Raw genomic sequence first — 26,521 nt, forward strand, 5'->3', positions numbered from 1 at the left:
TTCTCCGTTTTCAAATTTCGAACCGGTCAGCCCTTGAGACCGGTCATGGTGATGCCCTCGACGAAACGCTTCTGTGCCAGAAGGAATGCCGCGACGAGGGGAAGGGTGATGATGAGGGTTGCAGCCATCAGCGCGCCGTAGTCGTCGCCGGCTTCGGCGGCGCGGAAATACATGAGACCCAGCGGCGGCGTGAAATATTCCTGCTTGGTGATGACGATCAGCGGCCAGTAGAGGTCGTTCCAGTGCGCGACGACCGAGAAGATCGCGAAAGCCGTGACTGCCGGCCAAGCATTCGGCACGATGACGCGGGCGACGATGCCGATTTCCGACATGCCGTCGAGGCGGGCAGCATGGATCAGATCGTCAGGCATGGCGCGGAAGAACTGCAGGAACATGAAGATCGCGAAGACCGAGATCGAGAAGGGCGCGACTAGGGCGGCATAGCTGTTCAGCAGCGACAGGCTGTTGAAGCCGACATAGAGCGGCAGCGCTGTCGCATGGATCGGGATCAGCAGCCCGAGCATGACCAGCACCATCATGGTGCGTGCCGCCGGGAATTTCAGCTTCGCCATGGCATAGGCGCAGGGGATGGCGATCAGCACCTGGAAGAAGAAGATCAGGCCGCAGACGAAGACGCCGTTGAACAGCAGCGTGCCCATCGAAACCTTGCTCAGCGCCTTGGCGATGTTCTCGACGTAATAGAAATGCGTCGGGATCAGCTTTAGTGCCGAAGTGAAGATATCGTCCTGCGCCTTGCCGGCGGTCGAGATCATGAAGATGTAGGGCGCGAGGAAGACGAGCGAGCCCAGGATCAGCAGAGAGAGGCGCAGGATGCGGCCGGGAGTGTAGCCTGTCGAGGTCATGTGTAATGCACCTGCCGGTCTTGGACGCGATATTGCAGGAAGGTCAGCACCACGAGGATAGCGAGAAACACCGTGGTCATTGCCGAGGCATAACCGACGCGGAGATAGACGAAGCCTTCCTGGTAGATGGTGAAGAGCAGGACTTCGGAGGCATGGTTCGGGCCGCCGTCGGTCAGGGCCTTTACGGTGTCGAAGACCTTCACCGCATTGATGATGCTGATTGTGGTCACAAACAGCGTCGTCGGCCCGAGCATCGGGCAGGTGACGAGCCAGAAGCGGTCCCAGGCCGATTTCGCACCATCGACTTCGGCTGCGGCGTAGAGTTCACGCGGGATGGCGGTGAGGCCTGCGAGAAACAGCACCATGTTGAAGCCGACCGATTGCCACACGCCGATGATCGACAGGCTGTAGAGCGCGGTCGCCGAGGCGCCGAGCCAGTTAGGGCCACGCACGCCGATCTCGCCGAGCAGCGTGTTGATCGGGCCGATCGTCGGATGGAAGAGATATTGCCAGACGGTCGCCATCGCGACGATCAGCGAGGCGACGGGCAGGAAATAGGCCGTGCGGAAGAAGCTGCGGCCGATGCCTTCGCTCTCGATCAGCAACGCGACGCCGAGGCCGAGCACGATCGAGACGGGTGCCACGATGGCGGTGTAGGTCGCCGTGTTCCAGAGCGATTTCTGGAAGGCGCGGTCGCGAAGCAGATGCGCGTAGTTCTCAAAAGCCACGAAACGCAGGCTCTTGTCGCCGAGCTGGAAATCCGTGAAGCCGAGTACGACGACGGCGACGATCGGCACGATGATGAAGAGCACGATCAGGATGATGGCGGGCAGGGCAAAGAGGAGAGCCGTACGGGCCTCGCTGCGTTCGCGTGCCGCGGCCGTCTGCATCGGTACGGATGTGGCGGCAATGCTAGCCATGCGCCTTCTCCCGTGTGGTGTCGACGGCTGTGGGGCTCGCGCGCAGGCGGCGGCCGTCTTCGGCGAAGACCAGTGCCTGTTCGGCTGCAAGCGTCAGCGCAACCGGCATGCCGGCGGATAGGCCTGCAACTTCTGCCGGTGCGAGCTTGACGACCATGGTTTCGCCGATGGCGTCGAGCTTGGCATAGAGGATGACTTCGGAGCCGAGGAATTCCATGCGCTCGATATGGGCGGCGAGCGCATCCTGGCGGTCCTGGGAGAGCTGCACGAATTCCGGGCGAATGCCGAGGGTCACATTCCTGCCGGCAAAGCTGCTGTCTTCGAGCGCCAGCCGGATGCCGCCGAAGGCGACGGTGCCGTTTTCGGCGCGCGCCGGCAGCAGATTGATGCGCGGCTGTCCGACAAAACGGGCGACTTCCACATGGGCCGGGTCGTCATAGATCGTCTGCGGCGAGGCGAGCTGCAGCAGCTGGCCGCCGATCATGACGGCGATGCGGTCGGCCATCGACAGCGCCTCGGCCTGATCGTGAGTGACGTAGACCGTGGGCACGCCCGCGCGGCGATGCAGATCGACGATCTCACCGCGGGCATGGACACGCAGATTGGCGTCGAGATTGGAAAGCGGCTCGTCCATGAGGAAGACGGCGGGACGGCGGACCATGGCGCGGGCCAGCGCCACGCGCTGACGCTGGCCGCCCGACATCTGGCCCGGCTTGCGGTCGAGCAGGTGATCGATCTTCAGCGAGACGGCCATGTCGCGGACATCGCGGATGATGCCGGCGCGAGCCGCGCGCTGGCCGGGGATGAGCGAGCCGATGAAAGGCAGGCGCTGGACGCGCGACAGGCGGCGCATGGCGAGCGGCACGGCAATGTTTTCCGAGGCCGTCAGATGCGGATAGAGCGCGTAGGACTGAAAGACCATGGCGATGTTGCGATCGGCAGCTGCAACGCCGGAAACCTCGCTGCGGCCGAGGATGATTTCGCCCCTGTCGGCATGGTCGAGACCGGCGAGGATGCGCAAGAGCGTGCTCTTGCCGCAGCCCGAGGGGCCGACGAGGGCGATGAATTCGCCGGGCTGGACGTCGAGATCGACGCCCTTGAGGATGGCGTTGCCGCCGAAGGATTTGGCGATGCCGCGAAGCGAGAGTGCGCTCATTCGGTCGGCTCCTTTGCCTTGGGGGCGGCCTGCGGATAGACTTCCATGACGACATCATCGAGGAAGTAGGCAGTCATGCCGGGTACGGCGACGAGCTCCGTCGAGACCGTTTCGCCAAGTTCATGGATCGCTGCGCCGATCAGCCGTTCGCCGGGCATTTCGCGTTCCATCTTGTCGAGGATGAAGGCGCCGGGCGGTGCCCATACCAGGTTGGTGTCATTGAAGCGGCCTTCCCAGGTCCAGTGCAGGTGGCCGCTGCCGAAGAGGGCGACGTCGTGGGCCGCGATCAGATCGTAGAGACGGCGGCGCTGGGCCGGGCGCACGCTCCAGTAACCGGTATCGCCCTCATCGGGCGCATCCACGAAGAGCGGCTTGTGGGCGAAAAGGGCAATGCGACGCTCGCCACGGCTTTCGAGTATCTCTTGCAGCCAGTCGAACTGCTTCTGCTCCTCGGCATCCTCGAAGCCCATGAGCAGGCTGTTGAGGCCGATCAGGCGCCAGTTGCCGACGTCCTTCGCCCAATAATCCGGGCCGACGAGGCGGCGCCAGCGGTCCAGCCGTTCGGGATTGACGGGCTGATAGGAGCCGGGCAGGTGGCCGACATCGTGGTTGCCGGGGACGATGAGCATTGGCACGGAGACCTGCCGCATCATCTCCATGGAGAAGACGAGATCTTCATCCTTGTCGGCGCCGTCAACGCTGAGATCGCCGGTATGAATGACGAGATCGGCGCCGCTTGCCTCGATCCATTTCGCCAGCGGCTCCCAATTGCCGTTGAAATGTGGCTTGTTGGGGCTCAAATGGGTGTCGGTGATCTGGATGATCTTCACGGCGCTTCTCCGAGGTCTTCAGAATGGTGCGCCTGTGGAAGGGATTGCCTTCAAATGGGCGCGTCTATGCGCTCTCTTTAGAAGGCGCCCATGTCAGTCAGGTAACAGGTCTTTTCAGCTGTTTTTCAGTTTTGTCATATCGCCGTCAAACGGCGCCAGTGTTCGCTTCACATCGACTTGCGGGATTGTACGCAGCCGCCTCGATGCTATAGATCGTTGCGAAAGGGATCAGACATGTCAGACGAAGAGAGCCGCATCACCAAACTTGAGGAGACGGTCGCCCATCAGGCCAAGACGATCGAGGAGCTTTCCGACCAGATTGCCGAGCAATGGAAGGTCGTCGAACAGACCAGGCAGAAGCTCGACCGGCTGACCGAGCGGTTTTTGACGCTGGAGGAACAATCGCTCGAAGCGCCGGCCATTACCAAGCCGCCGCATTACTGAATCAGGTCACCGCGTCATTCACGTTTCGGTGTTACACGCGGGCGTGTGTAACAAAAGAGCCTGTCTTCCCGTATTTCTTTGTGACCGGAGCATTTGCATCGCGGTCGAGAGGAAATCACCATGAAGATTTTATCGACGGACATGATCCGATTCCGTTCAGCACGCTTTGTTCGCTTCGCCGGCCTGACAGCGGCAGTATTGCTTGGCGGCGTTGCGCTGCAATTTGTCGGCCGTGCTTCGGCCGAGGACGCGCGTGTCATTCCCGCACCGAGCATGGACGAGAAGGCAGCCTCCGCCAATACGGAGACGGCGGTGCTTGCCGGCGGCTGTTTCTGGGGCGTGCAAGGCGTCTTCCAGCACGTCAATGGCGTCATCAGCGCGACATCAGGCTATACCGGTGGCAGCAAGGATGCGGCGCATTATGAAATGGTGAGCGGTGGCGACACTGGCCATGCCGAATCCGTGCGCATCGTCTTCGATCCGCACAAGATCAGCTACGGCCATCTGCTGCAGATCTATTTCTCAGTGGCGCATGATCCGACGGAGCTGAACTATCAGGGACCGGATACCGGGACGCAATATCGCTCGGCGATTTTCCCGACCAGCCAGTCACAGGCCGATATCGCCAAGGCCTATATCGATCAGCTCAACCATGCCAAGGTCTTCGACGCCATGATCGTCACCAAGATCGAGCCGGCGCGGCAATTCTATGCCGCCGAGAGCTATCATCAGGATTTTCTGACGACGCATCCGACGTATCCGTACATCGTCATCAACGATCTGCCGAAGATTAAGAACCTGCAGCATCTCTTTCCCGGGGATTATCGCGCCGATCCGGTTCTGGTGACGGCAAGCGCGAGCGCGAAATGAGGGTCCGCCTAACCGGCGAGCGATGCCCGCCGGTCACGGCCGCCTTGCAAGAAATGCTCATTACTCTCAGCGCGTCTGGTGTATTGCTGCGCCATCAGACATTCATCGAGAGTGCGTTTCGTCATGATCGTCCGCGACCGGCCGAATCTTTTCCAGCTTTTCTTCATCCTTCGTGGGTCGATCATCCGGCGTATCCTGCCGCAGATCATCGCCATCTTTCTGCTGTCAGCATTGATCGTCTGGGGCCATGAGGAGCGGCCGAACCTCATCGTCTCCTTCAACGGCTCGGCGCTGTCGCTGCTCGGTATCGCGCTTTCGATCTTCCTCGGTTTTCGCAACAATGCCTGCTACGACCGTTGGTGGGAGGGGCGGCGCGACTGGGGGCAGCTCGTCCATCTCGCGCGTGGCTTCGCCCGGCAGACGTTGGTGCTGGAGAGTGCAGGGGAGGCCGGCATCGAAGCGCGCAAGGACCTGCTGCGCCTGACGATGGCCTTCGCGCAGGCGCTGGTCTGTCTTCTGCGGCCCGGCAGCGACGAGGGCAAGGTGTTTCGCCTGCTTGCTCCAAGCGAAGCGGAATTCTACCATGCGGCCCGCAACAAGCCTGATCTCATTCTGCGCCTGATGTCCGCTGATCTGGCGCGATTGAAAGCATCGGGCACCATTTCGGATATCCAATATCAGATGCTGGATATCAGCATCGGGCAGATGGGAGCCGCGCAGGCCGCCTGCGAGCGGCTGCGTAATACGCCGCTGCCGTTCGGCTATACGCTGCTTCTGCATCGCACCGCCTATCTCTTCTGTTTCCTGCTGCCTTTCGGCTATGTCGACACGCTCGGCTGGGGCTCGCCCTTCGTGACGGCCCTCATAGCCTATACCTTCTTCGGTCTCGATGCGCTGGGCGACGAGCTGGAAGACCCTTTCGGCCATCGCCCCAATGCGCTCGCCATCGGTGCGCTTGCGGATACGATCGAGATCAATCTGCGCGAAGCGCTGGGAGAAACCGACCTGCCACCGCTGCCCCAACCCAAGGATTTCCTGCTGATGTGAAAATCAGCAAAAATATTCGCTGGGCGATGGAATAGAATCCGGAGTGCTTCCGTATATAGGTGTATGGAACGCAAAGGACGCACATTCGATGTTTTGGGGCAGCTCGGTTCGCTGAGACGTTATGCCCGCTCGCTCGTGCGCAACGCGGACGAGGCCGAGGATCTGGTGCATGACGCGCTGGTCAAGGCCTATGAGCGCAAGGCTTCTTTCAGGCGCGACGGCAATCTGCGCACCTGGCTGCTATCGATCCTGCACAATGTGCATATCGATCGCCTGCGTCAGAAGAAGTCGTTGAACCGCCGTCACGAGGAGGCTGCGGCCGATCTTGAAACGGCACTGCCGGCATCGCAGGATCACACGGTTCGCCTGAACCAGGTCCGTGAAGCCTTCTTCAGTCTGCCCGAGGAGCAGCGCGAGGCGCTGCATCTCGTGGCGATCGAGGATCTCTCCTATCAGGAGGCGGCATCCGCGCTTGGCATTCCTCTGGGCACCCTGATGTCCCGCATTGCCCGGGCTCGCGCGAGCCTGCGTAGTTTCGAGGAGGCTACCTCGAAGATTTCACATCTCAGGCTTATCGAGGGAGGCGGCAATGAAAATCGTTGATCCGATCATCGATACCGATCTCGACGCCTATGTCGACGGCGAACTGACGCTTGCGCGCCGTGTCGAGGTGGAATCCTATCTCTCGGAGCATCCGGAGATCGCCGCCAAGGTAATGGCCGATATGAGCATCCGCGGCGAGCTGCGCATGGCCCTGGCCGGAGAAGGCCATGTGGTTCGGGTGGAAACGCGTGAGGCCGCACGGCGGCTGGAGCGCGGGCTGGTCTACGGCCGTATGCTGGGTTCTTTCCAGCGTGTTGCGGCCGTTGCCGTGCTGGTCACGACCGGCTGGGTTGCGCATACGTCCTTCGGCGCCTTTACGGCGAGCGAGGTCAGCGCGTCGACACGGCCGCCGGCCTTCGTCGACGATGCTGTGCGCGCCTACAAGACCACGGCCGTGCGCGAAGAAATCAAGCCGCAGTCGGCGGCTGCAAATTACAATCCGGATGAAATCCGCGCATCGACGGCAATCATTTTGCCGCAGCTGCCGGGCGACTGGCGTGTCACCGATGCGCAAATCTATCCGTCCGAATTCGGTCCGAGCGTCGAAATGATGGTCGATGCCGGCGAAGACGGACATTTGTCACTGTTTGCCGTCCGTCCGGGCAATTTCGCCGTGCAGGATGTCAGTCACATCAAGCGTGACGATGTCCAGGCTGCCTATTGGCAGATCGGGGAAGTCGCCTATGCGCTGATCGGCAACGGCAAGGCGGGCCAGCTTGACGGCGATGCCGAAAAGCTTGCCCGCAGCCTCTACTAGTTTGGATTAAAGGAGAACGACCATGAACCCGACCAATCCGCGATACGGCTATGGAGCCGCCGCCGGCTCTCAGGCGCTCTTCGACGAGGGGCTGCGCCGGCACATGCTGCGCGTCTACAACTACATGGGTATCGGCCTCGTCGTGACGGGTATCGTCGCGCTGATCGTCGGCACGACGCCGGCGCTCTATGTGCCGATCTTCCAGAGCCCGCTGAAGTGGGTCGTCATGCTGGCGCCGCTTGCCTTCGTGTTCTTCTTCTCGTTCCGCATCCAGTCGATGTCGGCCAGCACGGCGCAGATGATGTTCTGGGCCTTCTGTGCCGTCATGGGCCTGTCGCTGGCCTCCGTCTTCCTGGTTTTCACCGGCACGAGCATCGCGCGTACCTTCTTCATCGCCGCGACCATGTTCGGCGCGACCAGCCTCTACGGCTATACGACGAAGCGTGATCTCTCGAACATCGGCTCGTTCCTGATGATGGGTCTGTTCGGTGTCATCATCGCCAGCATCGTCAATATCTTTCTGGGTTCGAGCGCACTGCAGTTCGCCATCTCGATCATCGGTATCGTCGTCTTCGTCGGCCTGACCGCCTGGGATACGCAGAACATCAAGGAGCAGTATGCCGAAAACTACGATCAGGAATCGCAGCAGAAGCTCGCCGTCTTCGGTGCCCTGTCGCTCTACCTGAACTTCGTCAACATCTTCCAGCTGCTGCTGAATTTCACCGGCGAGCGGGAGTAGTTTGAAATTGCCTGCTTGAGCATGGTCAGAGCTAAAGGGCACTCCACGCCTTTGGTGATCATGCTCCGGTAATGCGTCTCCCTGGGGGCTTGTTGAGACGCATGACGCGCCTGCAGTATCTGCGCCGATACTGCAGGCGCAACTTTTTTGGGAGAACGGCACACGGGATGTGCAGCGATATTCGCCGCCACGCGGCAAAGGGGAAGGTGCCGGATTAAGAGAGCACCGTCTAAAGAAAAGGCCCGATAGCGCAGATCTGCTGCCATCGGGCCTTTCATCATTGGATGATATGCGGTTTCTCGTCCATCAGGTGACGAGCGTGGTCTTACCACTCAGCGACACTGCCATCTTCATGGCGCCAGACGGGGTTGCGCCAGCGGTGGCCTTCCTTGGCACGCTCGATGACATAGGCTTCGTCGACTTCGATGCCGAGGCCTGGACCTTGCGGGATCGAAACGAAACCATCGGCATAGTGGAACACCTCCTTGTTGGAGATGTAGTCGAGGATGTCGTTGCCCTTGTTGTAGTGGATGCCGAGGCTCTGTTCCTGGATGAAGGCATTGTAGCTGACGGCATCGACCTGCAGGCAGGCGGCAAGCGCGATCGGGCCGAGCGGGCAATGCGGGGCGAGCGCCACGTCATAGGCTTCGGCCATGGCCGCGATCTTGCGGCATTCGGTGATGCCGCCTGCGTGGGAGAGATCGGGCTGAAGAATGTCGACATAACCGTCAGACAGGACCGACTTGAAGTCCCAGCGCGAATAGAGACGCTCACCCAAGGCGATCGGCGTCGAGCAATGATTGGCGATTTCCTTCAGCGCCTCGCGGTTTTCCGACAGCACCGGCTCTTCGATGAACAGCAGCTTATAGGGTTCCAGCTCCTTGGCAAGCACCTTGGCCATCGGACGATGGACGCGGCCGTGGAAATCAACGCCGATGCCGATGTAGGGGCCGATCGCTTCGCGGATGGTGGCGATGGTTTCGACAGCCTTCTCCACCTTGTCATAGGTATCGACGATCTGCATTTCCTCGCAGCCGTTGAGCTTGATCGCCTTGAAGCCGCGGGCGACCACATCCTTGGCATTGTTGGCGACGTCGGAGGGACGGTCGCCGCCGATCCAGGAATAGACTTTGATCTTGTCACGCACCTGACCGCCGAGCAGCGAATGGATCGGCTGACCCAGCGCCTTGCCCTTGATGTCCCAGAGAGCCTGGTCGATGCCGGCCAGCGCCGACATGTGAACGGCGCCGCCGCGGTAGAAACCGGCGCGGTACATGACGGTCCAGTGATCCTCGATCAGGAAGGGGTCTTTGCCGATCAGATAGTCTTCCAGTTCGTGCACGGCGGCCTGTACGGTCAGCGCACGGCCCTCGACCACCGGCTCACCCCAGCCGACGATGCCTTCATCGGTCTCGATCTTCAGGAACAGCCAGCGCGGGGGAACGATATAGGTCGTCAGCTTGGTGATTTTCATGGGAATGATTCCGTTTGGCTTTGGGTTGTGTCAGCGGCGCAAGGCCGCAGATCTCCGGGTTTCGGGATTGGTTATCCGGCCTTCGTCCAGCCGTCGTTCGACAGCGAGATCGCGGGCGGCAAGATCGAGCATGCGATGGGCACAGGCGCGGGCGGCATCGCGGTCGCGCAGGCGCAGTGCCTCGACAAGTTCGCCGTGAACGCCAATCGCTTCGTCGCGGCTATCGGCGGCGACGTTGGAGGCGTGCAGAGCATATTTCAGGCCGGCATGCATGGCGCTGGAGAGGCGCCGGAACACCTGGTTGTGACTGGCGCTCAGAAGTACGCTGTGGAAGGTCACGTCGGCTTCGGTAAAGCCTTCCGGATCATCGCCGCTGTCGCGCATCTGCTGCCATGCACTCTCCAGGTCGGCAATTTCGCGGGCCGTGGCGCGCTCGGCCGCATATTCTGCAGCGGCGGGCTCTATGGTGCGGCGCGCTTCGAGAATGGAGCCGAGAATATCGAAATCCGCGATATAGGGACCCATCCATGCCAGCACGTCCTGGTCGAGAATGTTCCAGTCATCCTTGTCGCAAACGGTGGTGCCGATGCGCGGCTTGCCACGCACGAGCCCCTTGGACTCCAGCACCTTGAGGGATTCGCGGATGACCGTGCGGCTGACGCCGTACATTTCGCAGAGATCGTTTTCGCGCGGTAGGGTCGAGCCGGAGGGGTAGCGTTCGGCGCAGATATCTTCGGCGATCGCAGCCGTCACGTTTCTGCGCACGCGCGGACGACGACCCGGCTGAGCCGATGAGTCGTGCCCCTGTCTTTCGAGCGATTCCACCCTATCTCCTCCACACCGTTTCGCATGCTTTTCCGAATACCTTCTCTTTCGACGAGAGGGGCTTCCATGCGGGCGATGCCTTGTCGCGCTTCGCGATCATGTGAACGCGATGATATGGTAATCATCATACATTGGCAATATGCTTGTATGATGATTTAAAAAAGCTTCGGTGAGGCTATCCGGGAACAATCCCTCGCTCCATGCTTTTCGAAATCGGCCTCGCTGCTGTTACGGCGGCGTCGTCTTGGACGGATAGAAGGACTATGGTGACGATGCAGGCGCTCAAGCCGCTTGCCGTCGATCATCAACGGGAGGCGGTTCCGCTCCCGAAATTCATTCAACGACAAGGAGGACGACATGCAGATCAATCGCACAGGTTCGGCTCAATGGTCCGGTGGCTTGAAGGACGGCAAGGGTCAGATCTCGACGCAGAGCGGCGCGCTCAATCACTATCCTTACGGTTTTGCCAGCCGCTTCGAAGGCGTTGCCGGCACCAATCCGGAAGAGCTGATCGGCGCGGCCCATGCCGGCTGCTTCACCATGGCCCTGTCGCTGATCCTCAATGAAGCCGGTTTCACCGCCGAAAGCATGGAGACGACCGCCAAGGTGACGCTTGAAAGCGTCGAAGGCGGCTTCGCCATCACCGCAATCCACCTGACGCTGACCGGCAAGGTGCCCGGCGCCGATGAAGCGACCTTCACCGAGCTTGCCAATAAGGCGAAAGCCGGCTGCCCGGTTTCCAAGGCGCTTGCCTCCGTTCCGATCTCTCTGGAAGTTCACGCCGCCTGAGCGGCCTCTAAGGTCTTCGCGTCGCGCTGGCTGGCGCGGCGCGTTTCGTATATATTCCGCATTCGGGGCATTGGGCTGTCATTTCCATCGAAATGCAATGCTCACTTGGAGGGGCGAATGTCTGGAATTCTCTTGATTCACGTCGTCATCAGCTTGGTCGCCATCATCAGCGGCATCGTGGTAGCCTACGGCTTTCTCACCGCCGATCGTCATAATCGTTCGACGCTCGTCTACATGCTGACGACGGCTCTCACCAGCTTGACGGGTTTTCTGTTCCCGTTTCATGGCGTGACGCCGGCGATCATCGTCGGCATTATCTGTCTGCTGATCTTCATTCCGACGGCGCTGGCGCGCTACACATTCCACCTTGCCGGCATATGGCGTGCCGTTTTCGTGATCGGCGCGCTCGTGTTGTTGTTTTTCAACTGTCTGGTGCTCATCATTCAATCGTTCCAGAAGATACCGGCGCTCAATGCGCTGGCGCCCACCGGAAACGAGCCGCCGATTCTCGCGGCGCAGGTGGCGCTTTTGGTGGTCATCGTCTTCGTCGGCTTTTTCAGCCTTCGACGTTTTCATCCGACACTCTTGAGCGCCTGACAACGCAGCGGCGGTGCCGCGATAAAATTTCGGACACTTTCGGCTTCGCCCCGCGAGGCTGTTGTCGATCGTTTAACTGTTGCTTCAAGTAGTTCGGCGCATTCTCGGTTTATTGAATAGCATCTAAAAGCCGCCCAAGTTGTGGTCGGCTTTATTGACATCGGCACTCTGATGGTTTACGAGTGACGAAAATTGAAAATCGTCACTCGTAAACCATCAGGCCTGCTTATGCTCGATCTTTCCGACGTTAGCGCCGATCCTGCCCGCCAGGAAAACATCACGCGCATTCTCGATGCCGCCGAAAAGCTGTTTCGCCACTATGGCTACAGCAAGACGAACGTCGCCGATATCGCCCGGGATCTCGGCATGTCGACGGCAAATATCTACCGGTTCTTCGGCTCCAAGACGGAAATCCACCAGGCTCTTTGCGGGCGCATGCTCGGCCAGAGCTATCATATGGCTCTTGGTATCCGTAATCAGCCGATCAGCGCGACCGAGCGGCTACGGGCTTACGCACTATCTCAGTACAAGATGATATTGGAGACCATGCTGGATGAGCAGAAGGTTCACGAGATGGTCATCGTCGCCATCGAGCGCGACTGGCATGTCATCGAAAAGCATATCGAGCGTACGCAGGCGCTGGTCGCCGAAATCATCGCGGAGGGGATTGCTGCCGGCGAATTCGCCGAACAGGACCCGCATCTTGCCGCCAAATGCTTCGCTGCGGCGACCGTCGATCTCTGTCACCCGCAAATGGTGGCCCAGTGCCTTGCCAAGCCCTACCAGGCAGATCCCGAAGATCTCATCGCATTCGTCATCAGGGCTTTGAAGAAATAGCAATGCGCGCACCGGATGGCCGGCGTGTTTCCACTTTTTGTTCGATTTTAGGAGAGCGACATGGTTTCGCTGACGACCAACACTCTACGGGCCGCTGCCGGTGCGGTTCTACTTGCAGCCTTGGGGCTCGGGCTTTCGGGCTGCAATGAGAAGAAGGAAGAGACGGCGGAGGTGATCCGGCCGGTCAAGGTCGTCGAAATCGCCCAGGCGGACACGACGCGCAAGCTCGACTATTCCGGCGCCGTTCGTGCGCGGACGGAAATGAATCTCGGCTTTCGTGTCAACGGCAAGATCATCGAGCGCAAGGTGGATATCGGCCAGAGGGTAAAGCCCGGCGATGTGATCGCCCGCATAGATGCCACCGACTATATCCTCGCCGTGCGCCGCTCGCAGGCCGATCTGGATGCGGCCGAAAAGCAGGTGCAGACGACCGAGCTTGCCCGCACGCGTGCACAGACGCTCTTTAACAAGAATGTCACCTCGAAGTCGCAGCTCGAGCAGGCGGAGCTTTCCTATGAGCAGGCCGTTTCGACGCGCGATTCCGCGGTGTCGGCATTGACCGAGGCGAAGAATCAGGTCGCCTATGCTGACCTGACCTCCGACATGAATGGTATCGTGACCGCAATCAATGCCGATGTCGGCCAGGTGGTCAGTTCCGGCACACCAGTCATCACCGTTGCCGTCGATGGCGAGAAGGAAGTGCAGGTCGCTGTCCCGGAAATGGACATCGCCCAGTTCAAGGTCGGCAAGGACGTCAAGGCGCGCTTCTGGTCCGACGCGGCGCTCGTGCTGGATGGAAAGGTGCGTGAAGTATCCGGGAGTGCCGATCAGTCGCGCACCTTCGCGGTGCGTGTGAGCGTGCCGAACGATCCGCGCGTTCTGCTTGGCATGACCGCGACGATCGAGGCGCTTGCCGACAATACGCAGCCCTATGTTTCCATTCCGCTGAGCGCGCTTGCACAGAGGGACGGGCAACAGATCGTCTGGCTTGTCGACCGCAGTGCCGGCACTGTGCATTCCCGGACCATCAAGGTCGCGGACTTTTCCGATGACGGCGTGCGCGTGGCCGATGGCCTCAAGACCGGTGATGTCGTCGTTGCAGCCGGCACCCAGTTCATGAGCGAAAACATGAAGGTCAAGCTTCCGAGCGTCGGCGCTCAGCAGGCCTCCGCAGACACCAAAGCCGCTTCGGCGGATATCGTACGCTGATCCGGATAGAGGGGGACGACGTCATGTCCATCAATAGCACCTCTGGCGAGAGGAAGCGTTTCAACCTGTCGCGCTGGGCGATCGCCCATCCAAGCATCGCGCGGTTCCTGTTCGGGCTCATCATCATCGCTGGCGCACTCGGCCTGACCCATATGGGTCAGAAGGAAGACCCGGATTTCACCTTCCGCGTCATGGTCGTGCAGACCGTCTGGCCCGGCGCCTCGCTGCAGGACATGGAAGACCAGGTGGTCAACAAGATCGAGCGCAAGCTGCAGGAAACGCCGCATCTCGATTGGGTCAAATCCTACACCCGCGCCGGTTTTGCCATCACCACCATCCAGATCAAGGGCGACACCAACACCGCCGAGGTGAAGGACGCCTTCTATCAGATCCGCAAGAAGGTCGGCGATATCGGCAACGAGCTGCCGTCCGGCCTGCTTGGGCCTTATTTCAACGATGAATTCGGCGATACCTTCATCACGCTGCATTCGATCAGCGGCGACGGCTACACCTATCCGGAGCTGAAGAAATTCGCCATCCAGGCCCGTGACATGCTGCTTTCGACGCCCGGCGTCGAGAAGGCCACCATCATCGGCGATCAGGCGGAGCAGATCTATATCGACGTCTCCTCCAAGGTTCTGGCGGAGCGCGGGCTGACGCTCAACGATCTGAAGAACGCCGTTGTCGGCCAGAACAGTGTCGATCCGGCCGGTAATGTCGATACGAGCACGCGCTCCGTGCGTATTTCGGTCGAGGGTGACGTCAACAAGATCGAGGACATCAAGAACCTGCGGCTCAACGCCGGTGGCCAGGTGACCCGTCTCGGCGATATCGCTACCGTCACCGCCGGTCTGCAGGATCCCTATACGGCCAAGTTTCTCTACAATGGCCATCCGAGTGTTCAGCTCGGCGTCGTCATGGCTCCAGGCTTCAAGGTGACCGATGTCGGTAAGTCGGTTGAGGAAACCTACCAACGCTTCGAAGCCTCGCTGCCGGTCGGCGTTCAGGTCGATCAGATCGCCAACCAGCCTGATGTCGTCACCGACGCGATCAGCGAGTTCATGCATGCGCTGGGCGAAGCTCTCGTCATCGTGCTGATCGTCTCGTTCCTGTCGATCGGCTGGCGTTCCGGCCTGGTGATCGCAATCGCCATTCCGCTGGTGCTGGCCGCCACCTTCGCCATCATGTACGAGTTCGGCATCGACCTGCAGCGCATTTCGCTCGGCGCGCTCATCATTGCGCTCGGCCTGCTGGTCGACGACGCCATGATCGTGGTCGAGCTCATGGAGCGCAAACTGGAAGAGGGGCTCGTCAAGCTCGATGCCGCGAGCTTCGCCTATTCCTCGACTGCCTTCCCGATGCTGACGGGCACGCTAATCACCACAGCCGGTTTCATTCCGGTGGGCTTTGCAGCGTCGACAGCAGGCGAATATGTCCGCACGCTGTTCTATGTCGTCGGCATCGCGCTCGTCGTCTCTTGGTTCGTGGCCGTGTATTTCACACCATGGCTTGGCTACATGATCCTCAAGCAGCGCCACCATGCCGGCGAGCATCATGATGTATTCGATACGCGCTTCTATCGCCGTCTGCACTCTTCGGTCGCCTGGGCCGTACGCCATCGCGTCATCGTTCTGCTGATGACGCTCGCCGCCTTTGTCGGCAGCCTTTGGTCCTTCCAGTTCATTCCGCAGAACTTCTTTCCCCAGTCGTCGCGTCCGGAAATCCTGGTCGATCTCTGGCTGCCTGAGGGCACCAGCATCAAGGAGGTCGAGCGCCAGGCTCAAGCGCTGGAAGCCCGCATGGCCGATGATCCGGACAAGCGCTTCATCGCCACCTATGTCGGGCAGGGGGCGCCACGCTTCTTCCTGCCGCTCGATCAGCAGCTCACCAACCCGAACTATGCCCAGATGCTTGTCATGGCCAAGGACGAGCCGGCACGCGAGCGGCTGATTGCCAAGATGCGCGGCATCCTGGCGGCGGATTTCCCCTCCGTCCGCGGCAAGGTCGACCGCCTGTTCCTCGGCCCGCCCACCGGCTGGCCTGTACAGCTGCGCGTCATGGGTCCTGACCGGCAGGAGGTTCGCCGTATTGCCGACCAGGTGAAGCAGCGCTTTACCCAAAACCCGCTGCTCGGCGCCATCCATGATGACTGGCTCGAACCGGTGCCGGCCATGAAGCTGGTAATCGATCAGGATCGCGCCCGCGCTCTCGGCGTCACCTCTCAGCGCATCCGCCAGATGCTGCAGGCCTCGATGTCCGGCTTCACGCTCGACAATTATCGCGAGGGTGAGGAAACCGTCGGGATCGTTGCCCGCGAGCCGGAGGCAAGCCGTCATCTGCTGACCTCGGTCAACTCCGTCTATATCCCGACCGACTCGGGCGGGTTCGTGCCGTTGTCGCAAGTCGCCAAGATCGTGCCCGTCATGGAGCAGAGCATCGAATGGCGCCGCGATCGTCTGCCGACCATCTCAGTGCGGGCAACCTTGCCTGATAACGTGCAGTCGAACGACGTGACGGCCAAGCTCTACAACGATATGGCGGATCTGAGGAGCAGCCTGCCGGCCGGCTACAAGATCGAGATCCAGGGCGGCGCCGAAGACAGTGCCGAAAGCCAGGCCTCGATCGCCGCCAAGGCGCCGATCATGCTCGTCATCATCGTCGTGCTGTTGATGGCGCAGCTGCAGCACTTCGGCAAGGCAATGCTGGTGCTGGCGACCGGCCCGCTCGGCATCATCGGCGCAGCAGGGGCTCTGCTCATCAGCGGTGCGCCCTTCGGCTTCGTCGCGATCCTCGGCGTCATCGCTCTGCTCGGCATCATCATCCGCAACTCGATCATCCTTGTCGACCAGATAGACCAGGATATCGCGGCCGGGATGGATAGGAAGGAGGCGATCATCGGCTCGGCCGTGCGTCGTTTCCGCCCGATCATGCTGACGGCGCTGACGGCCGTGCTGGCGCTGATCCCGATCTCGCGCGGCGTCTTCTGGGGCCCGCTCGCCTATGCCATGATGGGCGGCATTCTGGTCGCGACCGTGCTGACGATCTTCGTCCTGCCCGCCGGCTACGCCCTGTTCTTCGGCCGCGAGCCGAGGAACAAGTCGGCGGAACCGCCGGCCAAGGAGCAGGCCGACGCGGAGGAGCAGAATACGATCCAGCTGCCGCCGGCTGTGGCGGCGGAGTAAGGCACCTGAAAGAAACAAATATCCCGGCTTCGAGCCGGGATATTTGTTTGAACCGTTCAGATCGATGGCAGGATCGTCTGTTTACCTTCGGCGATCTTGAGGATCGTCAGAGTTCCGCCCATCGAAACGGCCGTATCGATACCGATGCGGCTGAGACCAAAAACGGGATGCGAACCTGGTGTGTGGCCGTGGACCACCAGCAGCGGCAATTGCGGTCCGCCCGACAGGAACGGCTCACGAATCCACATCAGATCTTCATCCGTCTGCTCACTGAGAGGAAGGCCGGGTATGATGCCGGCATGGACGAAGAGTATCGAGCCGTAAGTGACAGCTATAGTTAGCGAACGCAGCAGGTCGACATGCGCTGCCGGCATTGCCTTTAGCGTCATGTCGCGCAACTCCGCGACGCTGTAGCCCAGGTCGAAGAGCATATGTCTGGCGTCGATGCCGTAGGATGCGAGCGTCGGCAGGGCACCGAACTCCAGCCAATGGATGTTGGTATCGGGATCGTCCAGAAAGCGCAGGAACACGTCGTCATGATTGCCGCAAAGCGCATAGCGATCAAAGCCTTCAGGCGGCGGTGCACTAAGATGCGCCAGGACATCGCTGGAACGTGGGCCGCGATCGACATAATCGCCGAGAAACAGCAGAAGCTTTCGGCCGGGAAGGGTGCGCGCATCCGCGATGATGCGCCTTTCGGCCTCCATCATCTCATCATAACAGCCATGGATGTCGCTGAGCGCATAGATCGCCGTGTAATCACGTCCGGTGAGATCGATGCGGTCTCGTTGATGCTGCATGAAATCGACCATTTCCTGCCGGGTCGCGCCTGAACGGCCGCGGCAGTCCAATTGCTTGACATGGTGTCGAGAAACCCGCCTGTAGCGAGCCTATAGTGGACGGTATTCCAAGCGTCGATCCGCCGCAAGTCTTACGGGCACAGGCATTGGTCTGAACCGCTGAAATTGCAGGGAAATTCAGAACATCTTCGGCGGACCTCGTCCATAACGCGATCCCCAGAACGGTCGCTCAGCCGCGATAGGCGGCTTCGAGCCCGGCAATGTCGAGCTTGACCATGCCCATCCAGGCTCGCATGACGCGAGCGGCCTTGGCGGGATCCGGATCGGCGATATATTTGCGGAGCACCGCCGGCACGACCTGCCAGTAGACGCCGTAGCGATCCGTCACCCAACCGCAATGCACCGGCGTGCCGCCATCGACAAGGCCGTCCCAAAGGTGGTCGACCTCAGCCTGGTCGGCGCAATCCACCTCCAGCGAGATCGCATGATTGTATTCGATGCGGTCGCCGCCGTTCAGTGCCATGAAGCGCTGGCCGGCGAGCGTGAAAGTAACGACCAGAACCTCATCGGACTTGCCGGAGGGCATGTCGACAATGTTCTTCTGTACGTGATCGATCCGGGAATTGGGGAAGAGCGAAACATAGAAATTCGCAGCCTCCTCGGCTTCGCGCGCAAACCACAGGCATGGGACAATCTTGGACATCGGATGCTCCTCTCTCGTTGGGTACCCCAAGGACGAAAGAGGAGCGGCAAAGCCGACAGGATTGCGGAATTTTTCGAGTTCGTGCCGACAGTCGAGCGGCTAGACCAAGCGGCCGCCACCATCGATATGCAAAACCTCTCCCGTCACAAAGCGGTTGGCCATCAGGAAGAGGATCGCCTGCGCGATATCTTCCGGCCGGCCGATATTGCGGCTCGGCAGGGTCGAGGCGGTCTGTTCGAGCACCTGCCGCTTGGCCTCGCCCATCAGGCCATCGAGCAGCGGGGTATCCACCCATCCCGGCGAAACCGCGTTGATGCGCATTGGCGACAATTCAATGGCGAGGGCGCGAACCGTGCTTTCGACCGCGGAAACGGCGGCCGCCACGACCGCACCGATGGCGGCGGGACGGGAGGCTAACTGCCCGGAGGTCATGGTGATCGAGCTTGCAGGATGCAGCAGGGGAAGAGCAGCCTTGATGGCGAGTAAGGGCCCGATCAGCCGTTCGTTCATGACCTTCGAGAGATCAGCCTCGGACTGATCCTTCAGCGACTGCAGGTGCACGGTCCCCGCCGTGATCAGCAGATGGTCGATTCTTTCGATCCCCGCAAACATCGCCGGCTGCGGGGCGGCAATATCAGAGACGATCTGGACCGCGCCACCGATCGCCCCGGCGGCTTCCCGAAGACGCTCAGGGTTGCGGGATAGCAGAAAGAGATTTGCGCCGGCTTCCTTAGCCTGTCTGGCCGTTGCCAAGCCGATCCCCGAGGAGCCGCCGATGATGACGATGTTCTGACCTTGGAACGATTGAGGCTGCGGATTGCCCGTTTGAATGGTGCTGGTCTGCAAGACTGGTTCTCCGATTGGGTTGTTGACCGGCCGGAAGATCGTCGATCGGCATATGCTCGGGAAGAAAGCGAACAGCGATGTTATTTATCGTAAAAGACGATAAGATGTGGTCATGGATATGCTTTCCGCCATGCGCATCTTTACCCGCGTCGTGGAACGCGGCAGCCTTTCGGCCGCCGCGCGCGATCTTGGCCTTGGCCAGCCCACCGTCAGCGAGCGTGTCGAAAAGCTGGAGAAGCATCTGGGGGCGCGGCTCCTTTACCGCACGACGCGTTCTGTGCAGGCGACCGATGCCGGTGCGCGCTTCTATGATTATGCCAAGCGCGCCATCGAAGCAGCCGAAGAGGCTGAGGCTTCCGTCGCCTCGGCCGAGACATCGCTGACCGGAACGTTCCGGATCGCCGCGCCGCATGGGCTTGGAGAGATGACATTGCCGAGGCTGCTCGTCGAATTTCAGACGCGGCATCCAGCTTTGGCCATCGATGTGATCCTGAACGATCGCTTCGTCGATCCGATGACCGAAGGCGTGGATCTTTCCATCCGCATCGGTGAGATCGGCAGCGGCAATTTCATCGCCCGCCGACTGGGGACTATGCAGCGACTCATGCTGGCCGCTTCCGGCTATATCGAGCGGCATGGGTTGCCGCGCGAACCGGCAGAGTTGGCAGCCCACCCTTTCATTCGTTTCCCAGGCTTCGCGGCGGATGAGCGGCTGCATCTAACCGGTCCCGACGGCGGCCCGGTGGAGGTGCCCATCCGCACCGCGTGGCGCGTCAACCACTGGCGGCCCCTCATGGAGGCGGTATTGGCGGAAAGGGGAATAGGCGCTCTGTTCACATTTGTCTGCGGCCGGGAGATCGCCGATGGCAAGTTAGTGCCCGTACTTCCTTCCTACGAGTTCAGGCGAGTGGGTGTCCATGCCATCTATCCGCCTGGACCGCGACCGGCTGCCCGGACAAAGGCTTTCCTTGCGTTACTCGCCGAGCGGATCGATCTCCTCCTTGGCGAGGCACATGAGCCTTCTTGAAGGACCTATCAACCGCCCGCCAGCCTCTCGGCGAATTCGATCGCCTCGATCAGGCTGCGCTCATTGGCGATGCCCTTGCCGGCGATGTCGAAGGCTGTGCCGTGATCGACGGAGGTGCGCACGATCGGCAGGCCGAGGGTGATGTTGACGCCGGAAAGATCCATCCATTTTCCCGTCGCCGGATCGATCTCGAAACCGAGCAGCTTGACCGGAATATGCCCCTGATCGTGATACATGGCGATGACCGCGTCATACTGGCCGGCGCGCAGCTTGACGAAAACCGTATCGCCGGGAACCGGGCCGACGATATCGAGCCCGTCGGACACCGCCTTGGCGATGGTCGGCGCGGAGATATCAATATCCTGCCGGCCGAAGAGGCCGCCTTCGCCGGCATGCGGGTTGAGCGCCGCCACCGCGATCTTCGGGTTGGCGATGCCGAGGTTTTTGAGAGCCTTGTGCGTGAGGTCGATGACGAGCCGCAGCCGCTCGGGCTTTAGCCGCTTCGGCACGTCTTCCAGCGCGACATGGGTGGTGACGTGGCTGACGCGCATATTGCCATGGGCGAGCATCATCACGGAGCCGCGCGCGCCGGTGAGCTCGGCCAAAAGTTCGGTATGGCCGGCATAATGGAAGCCGGCCTTGTTCAGTGCTTCCTTGTTCAGTGGTGCGGTGACGATGCCGCCGACCTTGCCCGATAGCGCCAGCTGAACGCCCTTTTCGATCGCTTTGAAGGCCATGCGGCCGCCATCGGCGGAAAGCCGGCCCGGTAGGATCGGCTCTCCTTCCGCATCGGCCTGGAGGAAGCAGAGGTTCGGCCAGTCGCCCTCCATCTCAGTCTCTGGAATCTCGATATCGAGGCCAAGCTGTTTTTCGGCAAGCCGCAGGGCAGGGCCGCTGCCTATAATGGTTAGTTTTAACTTACCTTCGTCGAGCCTGCCCTTCAAGCGGGCGGCAGCCTTGACGATGATTTCCGGGCCGATGCCGGCGGGGTCGCCCATGGTGATCGCCAGATGCCGCGTCATGGTTCTTCTCCTCCGGCAATCAGCCCGTTTTCACTCAAGAGATCGCGCCATAGGGTCGGGCCGCCGAATGCGCCTGATTTCGAGATGACCGTCGTGCCTTCCCAGGGACCGCCGACGATCGTCGAGCGGGGCAGGCCGGGTGCGGCCTGGCCGGTAATGCTGAGGGCCGACACATCGAGCGCCGAACAGAGATTGCGCAGGGTCTCGCCGCCGGCGACGATCAACGTGCCTGGGGCGGGCAGGGCCTTGACCATGCCGCCGAAGCTCGCCGCTATCCGCCTTGCAGCATCATCGCGTTCAAGCCCCGTCGGCAGGTCGAGGCTGACCATGGCGACGCCGCTTTGCCGGATTTGATGATCGATAGTATCGGCATCAGCGCCTTCGCCAAGCTTCAGCCAATTGGGGCCACAAGCCTGGAGCTGCGCCAGCGTGATCGGCTGATCCGAGCCGAACAGGCCGAGCACCGGCCGTTGCAGCTTGCGTGAGATGGGGACTGATGGCGCCGAATGGTGTTCGCCTTTGTCATTTTTGGCGCGGGGCAGATGGTGGGTTGCCAGCTCGATATTGCGCGCGAGAGCGCGGGCAAGGCCGCCGGTGCCGCTCCAAAGGACGGGTCCTTCCAGCTCAGATGAGACCCATGCGATGATGGCATCCAGATCCTCATCCGTATGCGCATCGAAAACATGGATGCCATCCGGGATGGACTGGCCTTCGAGCCTATCGAGTGGTGTGTTGAAAGCCGGCAAACCCTCGGCGCGCAAATGCGCTGTTATATCGCCGCTGATGTCGCGCCAGGCGTCCTTGCCGGCATAAAGCACTTGCCGTCCACCGCGTGTGTGCCGCCCGTGATGCGGAAAGGCCGGCGCGAGAATGCAGTGGCGCCAGTGGCCGAGCCGGAAGCAGGCGGCAAGCTCCACCGCCCACGGGCCGCGAAACAGGCTGTCCACCTTCTTGAAGGCGAGATCGGCGCCCTGCAGCAACGGCGCGATGCCGCCGACGATCACTTCTGCTTCGGCGGCCGTCTTCTCGCGGGTACCGCTGTCGATCGCGAGACAATCCGGCAGGTTCTCGGAAAGCGCATCGCTGCGCTCCACGTCGATCGGCCCGTAGACGCCGACGAATTCGACGGCGGTATCGAGTGCGCCGGTCAAGTCGTCAGCAATGAGGCGGAGGGTGGGCATGAACTCAACGAGCCTTGCGGGTATCGGATATGGAAGCAAGGCCGTACGGCTGCTTGAACGAAGCGCAATCTTCAGCCTTCCATGGGTCTTGTCAACGCTTCCTTTGTCACCGTTTCATTGATGGATACCGTGACATTCGTTGTGTTCTCGCAGGCGCCTAACCGAGTGTCGCTAACGATGGCTCGCGCCTGCGAGGATGTCAGTTCTTCCCGGAATCAGGAAAATCGGCACTCAGCGTCACATCCTTCCAGGCATCGAAATTCGCCTTGAGCGCTTCGAGGCGCTTGTAGGCGATATCGAGTGCCGGAGCGCCCAGCAGCAAGCGAAGCGGCGGCACCTCGGCTTCGACCGCCGTTATGATGGCGGCCGCGGCACGCGAGGGATCGCCCGGCTGATTGCCGGAGGAGGCTCTCGTGGATTGGCGGCGTTTTCCGGCGGTGTCGTCATAATCCTCGATCCGGATCGGGGATTCGACCATCGAGCTTCCGGCCCAATTGGTGCGAAACGCGCCCGGCTCGACAATCGTCACCTTCACGCCAAGTGGCGCAACCTCATAGGACAGGGATTCCGAGATCGCTTCCACGGCAAATTTCGTCGCGTGGTAATAGCCTGTGGCAGCGAATGCGACCAGGCCGCCCAACGACGAGATGTTGACGATATGGCCCTTTCTGCGGGCGCGCATGCCGGGCAATACTTCCTTGGTAACATTGATCAGGCCGAACAGATTGGTTTCGAACTGTTTGCGCACGCCCTCATCGTCGCCTTCCTCGATGGCGGCGAGATAGCCATAGCCTGCATTGTTGACGAGCACGTCGATCCTGCCAAAAGCGGCGATGGAAGCGGCCACGGCCGCGCGGATCGTGGAGATGTCGGTGACATCGAGGCGCAGCGCCAAAGCGCGTCCTTCGTGTTCCGCGACAAGGGCTTCAAGTTTCTCAGGCTGCCTTGCCGTTACGACGGCCCGCCAGCCCCGCTCGAGTACGGATTTTGCAAGTTCATATCCAAGGCCGGCGGAGGATCCGGTGATAAGCCATACGGGTGTGTCGCTCATGGTCTGCTCCTTTGTTTGCATGTTTTGGCAGCCTTCCGTTGAAGGATCGCCTTGAGCAAAACTAGGGGCGACTGATGCCCAGGCGTTAGGGCAGAAGGACCAGAGTTTCCTACGATCCTTCCAATTTTGCCTGTTGGCGATATCATGTGTAGGAAATGTCGCCATCATCGAGAGCCGGATTTATGGACCCGTCGACACAGCTGCTAGAGCTGATCAGCCGCCACGCCGCCGCTCCGAAGCAGGCGACCGAAGTACAGGGGCTGACGCTTTATAGAGTTGAGCAGCCGACGCTGCCGACGGATACCGTCTACAGTCCGAGAATCTGCATGGTATTGCAGGGGACGAAGACGATCCGGCTCGGAGAGCGGGTTTTTAGCGTCGATTCCTCGCAATATTTCATCGCGACGGTCAATCTGCCGGTGTCTGCGCGGATCGAGCAGGCCGATCCTGCCAGCCCGCACCTGGCGCTTTCCTTCGAACTGGAGAGGGAGGAGATCGCAAAGCTCCTTGCGGAGGCTCCGGTGATCCATGCGGCGGAGCCTCGCGATCACGCCGGAATTGCGGTGTCGCAGCAGACGCCGGAGATCGTGAGTGCTGCATTGCGCCTTGTCTCCTGTCTCGACGCGCCTGACGATATCGAGATGATGGCAAAGCTTGCCAAGCTTGAACTCTATTACCGGCTGCTGCGCGGCGAGCTCGGGCCGATGCTGCGGCAGCTTGCCACGCATGGCACAAATCTGGCGCAGATCGGCCGCGTCACCGACTGGATCAAGGGCCATTTCGCCGAGGCCATGAGTATCGGCAAACTAGCCGACATGGCGGGAATGAGCCCCACATCGCTGCACCGGCATTTCAAGGCTGTGACATTGATGACGCCGTTGCAATATCGGGCGCTCATCCGGCTGCAGGAAGCGCGTCGCCGGCTGCTTCTTCGCGAGGGCAATGCACGGGAGATCGGATTTGAGGTCGGTTATGACAGCCAGACGCAGTTCACGCGTGAATACCGCAAATTGTTCGGTCGGCCGCCGGCGACGGACGCGGCCTTTCTCAGCGGCAGATGACCGAGATTCGCAGGATATTTGTTCTGGAGAGTGAAGCGCACCGGGTTTGCCGATATCTGGCCATGTTCCTGCCTTAGCGGCAGGAGCGATCATGTTTCGTCGCCTTAAGGAGGGCAGGGTGAGCTACGATTTTCATGTGGGCCAGAAGGTCGTCTGCATCGACGATACGTTCAAGCATGTCAGCATCGATCAGCTGATCCGCAAGGGAACGATCTACACCATCCGCTGGGTCGGCGAATACACGCATTATGTCGATGGCACGTTCATCGGCGTGAAGCTGGAGGAGATCCATCGCGGCAATGACGACGGCCCGGAAGGCTATGGCGCCGCCGACATGCCCTATCGCGCCAGCCGCTTCCGCCCGCTGGTGAAGGACAAGATCGCCTCGCTCAGAAAGCTACTCGCGCCGACGCCGGATGCGCCTGCCGAGCCAAAGGTGAAGACCAAGAAGACGGAAAAGGTCTGAGGGCAGGCGGCATCGAAGCCTACCGCCCATTTTGGATCAGCCCTGCCGCGCCCGCGCCAGACCGTGCTCGATCAGGCGGCTGACGAGCTCCGGATAGGAAATGCCCGAGGCATCCATGGCCTTGGGATACATGCTGATATTGGTGAAGCCGGGCATGGTGTTGATCTCGTTGATGACGGTGCTACCATCCGGCCGCAGAAAGAAATCGACGCGCGCCAGCCCTTCGCATCCGAGCGCCCGGAAACCATCCGCCGCCATGCGCTTCAACCCCTCTGCCGTGTCGGCCGGAATATCCGCCGGCACGGTGACGACGGCGCCGTTCTGATCGAGATATTTCGCCTCGTAGGAATAGAAGCCGTGGGTCGCGGCCGTGGCGATCTCGCCCGGCACGGAGACGAAGAGCGAACCGTCAGGCTCTTCCAGCACGGCGCATTCGATCTCGCGAGCGCGCACGAATTCTTCCACCAGCACCTTGCGGTCATGCCGGAAGGCCTCGGCCAGTGCTGCCCCGAAGGCCGTGGCATCCTGCACTTTGCTGACGCCGACCGACGAGCCCTGGCGCGTCGGCTTGACGAAGACGGGCGAGCCGAGCGTGCTCACGATCTCATTGAAATCAGGCTTGTCGCCGCGCACAAGCGTCACGGAGCGCGCCACCGGCAGGCCGGCCTCGCGCAGCAGGCGCTTTGCCATATCCTTGTCGATCGCATTGGCCGAGCCCAGAATGCCGCAGCCGACGAGGGGCAGGCCAACGATCTGGGCAAGGCCCTGAATGGAGCCATCCTCGCCGTTCAGCCCATGCAGCACCGGAAACAGCACATCGACCGCCGGCAGCTCGCGCGCGCCAGCCCCTTCCAGCGCTAGCAGCCGGCCCTTGCCGCCCGGAACCAGGCAAACCTCTGTGCCCTCATAGGCAATCGGCTCCGCCAGCGCGCCGCCCTTTTCCTCCACCAGCAGCCAGCGCCCGCCGCGATCGATCAGGATCGGCACGATCTCATATCTGCCGCCATCGATCGCTTTGACGACATTGCGGGCCGACATGACGGAAACCTCATGCTCGGTGGACTGACCGCCAAACAGAACGGCGACGCGTAGTTTCGACATTGAGGCTTTTCTCCCGGGCCAAGAAGGATGTGATGGGAGAAGGGTTTAAACGGGGGATTGCAGCGGAATTGGGGAGGGATGAGGTGTGCTGTCACAAGAACAGATTTGTACGTGCCGGAGT

The 26,521-nt window shown here is 61.0% G+C and carries 27 protein-coding genes; 14 read left to right on the top strand and 13 right to left on the bottom strand.

The annotated features are described in order from the left end of the window. Positions 1-26 precede the first annotated feature (26 nt). Genes FBZ97_RS00090 through FBZ97_RS00105 form a run of 4 tightly spaced genes read right to left on the bottom strand, consistent with a single transcriptional unit; the run spans position 27 to position 3,769 of the window. On the bottom strand, positions 27-863 hold the full coding sequence (locus FBZ97_RS00090; protein ID WP_145315880.1) for a carbohydrate ABC transporter permease: 837 nt from the start codon (positions 861-863) through the stop codon (positions 27-29). Beyond that, positions 860-1,783, bottom strand: a complete 924-nt coding sequence (locus tag FBZ97_RS00095) for a sugar ABC transporter permease (protein ID WP_145315882.1) — start codon at positions 1,781-1,783, stop codon at positions 860-862. Before FBZ97_RS00095 ends, FBZ97_RS00090 begins: the two co-directional genes overlap by 4 nt. Next, positions 1,776-2,939, bottom strand: a complete 1,164-nt coding sequence (locus FBZ97_RS00100; protein ID WP_145315884.1) for an ABC transporter ATP-binding protein — start codon at positions 2,937-2,939, stop codon at positions 1,776-1,778. Before FBZ97_RS00100 ends, FBZ97_RS00095 begins: the two co-directional genes overlap by 8 nt. Then, complete coding sequence (locus FBZ97_RS00105) at positions 2,936-3,769, bottom strand: metallophosphoesterase (protein WP_145315886.1); 834 nt, start codon at positions 3,767-3,769, stop codon at positions 2,936-2,938. The genes FBZ97_RS00100 and FBZ97_RS00105 overlap by 4 nt, the downstream gene beginning before the upstream one ends. 234 nt (positions 3,770-4,003) lie before the next feature. Here FBZ97_RS00105 and FBZ97_RS00110 point away from each other — a divergent pair, with 234 nt between their 5' ends. The 6 genes from FBZ97_RS00110 (at position 4,004) to FBZ97_RS00135 (ending at position 8,229) form a co-directional block, all read left to right on the top strand. Continuing rightward, positions 4,004-4,213 carry a SlyX family protein gene (locus tag FBZ97_RS00110; protein ID WP_069615920.1) on the top strand — a complete coding sequence of 70 codons (210 nt, stop codon included), beginning with the start codon at positions 4,004-4,006 and terminating at the stop codon, positions 4,211-4,213. 120 nt (positions 4,214-4,333) lie between these two features. Further along, on the top strand, positions 4,334-5,083 hold the full coding sequence (gene msrA / locus FBZ97_RS00115) for a peptide-methionine (S)-S-oxide reductase MsrA (protein WP_145315888.1): 750 nt from the start codon (positions 4,334-4,336) through the stop codon (positions 5,081-5,083). 123 nt (positions 5,084-5,206) lie between these two features. Beyond that, positions 5,207-6,130: a bestrophin family protein gene (locus tag FBZ97_RS00120; RefSeq protein WP_145315890.1), complete on the top strand. Its 924-nt coding sequence runs from the start codon at positions 5,207-5,209 to the stop codon at positions 6,128-6,130. A 63-nt stretch (positions 6,131-6,193) separates the two neighbouring features. Continuing rightward, on the top strand, positions 6,194-6,733 hold the full coding sequence (locus tag FBZ97_RS00125; RefSeq protein ID WP_145315892.1) for a sigma-70 family RNA polymerase sigma factor: 540 nt from the start codon (positions 6,194-6,196) through the stop codon (positions 6,731-6,733). Next, positions 6,720-7,490 carry an anti-sigma factor gene (locus FBZ97_RS00130; RefSeq protein WP_113389270.1) on the top strand — a complete coding sequence of 257 codons (771 nt, stop codon included), beginning with the start codon at positions 6,720-6,722 and terminating at the stop codon, positions 7,488-7,490. The genes FBZ97_RS00125 and FBZ97_RS00130 overlap by 14 nt, the downstream gene beginning before the upstream one ends. Before the next feature lie 22 nt (positions 7,491-7,512). Then, entirely contained in the window at positions 7,513-8,229 is a 717-nt protein-coding gene (locus tag FBZ97_RS00135) for a Bax inhibitor-1/YccA family protein (protein ID WP_112341769.1), read from the top strand. Between the two features lie 325 nt (positions 8,230-8,554). Here the strand turns inward: FBZ97_RS00135 and dgoD are convergent, their stop codons facing one another. Both dgoD and FBZ97_RS00145 read right to left on the bottom strand, forming a co-directional pair. Further along, positions 8,555-9,703 (bottom strand): galactonate dehydratase, encoded by a 1,149-nt coding sequence (dgoD, locus tag FBZ97_RS00140; RefSeq protein ID WP_106999017.1) that lies wholly within the window; start codon positions 9,701-9,703, stop codon positions 8,555-8,557. Between the two features lie 30 nt (positions 9,704-9,733). Further along, the gene (locus FBZ97_RS00145; RefSeq protein ID WP_145315894.1) at positions 9,734-10,528 is read right to left on the bottom strand and encodes a FadR/GntR family transcriptional regulator; all 795 of its coding nucleotides are present in this window, start codon (positions 10,526-10,528) and stop codon (positions 9,734-9,736) included. Positions 10,529-10,885: 357 nt separating this feature from the next. Here FBZ97_RS00145 and FBZ97_RS00150 point away from each other — a divergent pair, with 357 nt between their 5' ends. The 5 genes from FBZ97_RS00150 (at position 10,886) to FBZ97_RS00170 (ending at position 17,142) form a co-directional block, all read left to right on the top strand. Continuing rightward, complete coding sequence (locus tag FBZ97_RS00150) at positions 10,886-11,317, top strand: OsmC family protein (RefSeq protein WP_004117925.1); 432 nt, start codon at positions 10,886-10,888, stop codon at positions 11,315-11,317. Between the two features lie 117 nt (positions 11,318-11,434). Beyond that, positions 11,435-11,914, top strand: coding sequence for a hypothetical protein (locus tag FBZ97_RS00155; protein WP_113332470.1), 480 nt, complete (start codon positions 11,435-11,437; stop codon positions 11,912-11,914). Between the two features lie 228 nt (positions 11,915-12,142). Beyond that, positions 12,143-12,751: a TetR family transcriptional regulator gene (locus tag FBZ97_RS00160; RefSeq protein WP_145317492.1), complete on the top strand. Its 609-nt coding sequence runs from the start codon at positions 12,143-12,145 to the stop codon at positions 12,749-12,751. A 60-nt stretch (positions 12,752-12,811) separates the two neighbouring features. Further along, the gene (locus FBZ97_RS00165) at positions 12,812-13,960 is read left to right on the top strand and encodes an efflux RND transporter periplasmic adaptor subunit (protein ID WP_113354474.1); all 1,149 of its coding nucleotides are present in this window, start codon (positions 12,812-12,814) and stop codon (positions 13,958-13,960) included. A gap of 23 nt (positions 13,961-13,983) precedes the next feature. Next, positions 13,984-17,142: an efflux RND transporter permease subunit gene (locus FBZ97_RS00170; protein ID WP_186449430.1), complete on the top strand. Its 3,159-nt coding sequence runs from the start codon at positions 13,984-13,986 to the stop codon at positions 17,140-17,142. A gap of 56 nt (positions 17,143-17,198) precedes the next feature. On the opposite strand, the gene FBZ97_RS00175 is transcribed toward FBZ97_RS00170, so the two are convergent. The 3 genes from FBZ97_RS00175 to FBZ97_RS00185 form a co-directional block, all read right to left on the bottom strand. Then, positions 17,199-17,942: a metallophosphoesterase family protein gene (locus FBZ97_RS00175; RefSeq protein WP_113332531.1), complete on the bottom strand. Its 744-nt coding sequence runs from the start codon at positions 17,940-17,942 to the stop codon at positions 17,199-17,201. Positions 17,943-18,171: 229 nt separating this feature from the next. Continuing rightward, positions 18,172-18,645 (bottom strand): VOC family protein, encoded by a 474-nt coding sequence (locus FBZ97_RS00180; protein WP_145315896.1) that lies wholly within the window; start codon positions 18,643-18,645, stop codon positions 18,172-18,174. Between the two features lie 99 nt (positions 18,646-18,744). Next, positions 18,745-19,491 (bottom strand): SDR family oxidoreductase, encoded by a 747-nt coding sequence (locus FBZ97_RS00185; protein WP_113396073.1) that lies wholly within the window; start codon positions 19,489-19,491, stop codon positions 18,745-18,747. 112 nt (positions 19,492-19,603) lie between these two features. On the opposite strand from FBZ97_RS00185, the gene FBZ97_RS00190 reads away from it, so the two are divergent. Next, the gene (locus FBZ97_RS00190) at positions 19,604-20,518 is read left to right on the top strand and encodes a LysR family transcriptional regulator (RefSeq protein WP_145315898.1); all 915 of its coding nucleotides are present in this window, start codon (positions 19,604-19,606) and stop codon (positions 20,516-20,518) included. Positions 20,519-20,526: 8 nt separating this feature from the next. Here the strand turns inward: FBZ97_RS00190 and pdxA are convergent, their stop codons facing one another. The 3 genes from pdxA to FBZ97_RS00205 form a co-directional block, all read right to left on the bottom strand. Next, positions 20,527-21,540, bottom strand: a complete 1,014-nt coding sequence (gene pdxA / locus FBZ97_RS00195) for a 4-hydroxythreonine-4-phosphate dehydrogenase PdxA (protein WP_145315900.1) — start codon at positions 21,538-21,540, stop codon at positions 20,527-20,529. Then, positions 21,537-22,721: a four-carbon acid sugar kinase family protein gene (locus FBZ97_RS00200; RefSeq protein WP_145315902.1), complete on the bottom strand. Its 1,185-nt coding sequence runs from the start codon at positions 22,719-22,721 to the stop codon at positions 21,537-21,539. The genes pdxA and FBZ97_RS00200 overlap by 4 nt, the downstream gene beginning before the upstream one ends. A gap of 199 nt (positions 22,722-22,920) precedes the next feature. Beyond that, positions 22,921-23,772: an oxidoreductase gene (locus tag FBZ97_RS00205; RefSeq protein ID WP_145315904.1), complete on the bottom strand. Its 852-nt coding sequence runs from the start codon at positions 23,770-23,772 to the stop codon at positions 22,921-22,923. 182 nt (positions 23,773-23,954) lie between these two features. Here FBZ97_RS00205 and FBZ97_RS00210 point away from each other — a divergent pair, with 182 nt between their 5' ends. Further along, a complete protein-coding gene (locus FBZ97_RS00210) occupies positions 23,955-24,833 on the top strand; it encodes an AraC family transcriptional regulator (protein WP_113354480.1) in 879 nt (292 codons plus the stop codon). Between the two features lie 118 nt (positions 24,834-24,951). After that, complete coding sequence (locus tag FBZ97_RS00215) at positions 24,952-25,299, top strand: CAP-Gly domain protein (RefSeq protein ID WP_113332530.1); 348 nt, start codon at positions 24,952-24,954, stop codon at positions 25,297-25,299. 36 nt (positions 25,300-25,335) lie between these two features. Here the strand turns inward: FBZ97_RS00215 and FBZ97_RS00220 are convergent, their stop codons facing one another. Next, a complete protein-coding gene (locus tag FBZ97_RS00220) occupies positions 25,336-26,400 on the bottom strand; it encodes a D-alanine--D-alanine ligase family protein (RefSeq protein ID WP_145315906.1) in 1,065 nt (354 codons plus the stop codon). Between the last annotated feature and the right edge of the window lie 121 nt (positions 26,401-26,521).

Origin of the sequence: Rhizobium sp. ERR 942, from assembly GCF_007828395.1 — a bacterium.
In the GTDB taxonomy this organism is placed as follows: Bacteria; Pseudomonadota; Alphaproteobacteria; order Rhizobiales; family Rhizobiaceae; genus Rhizobium; species Rhizobium dioscoreae.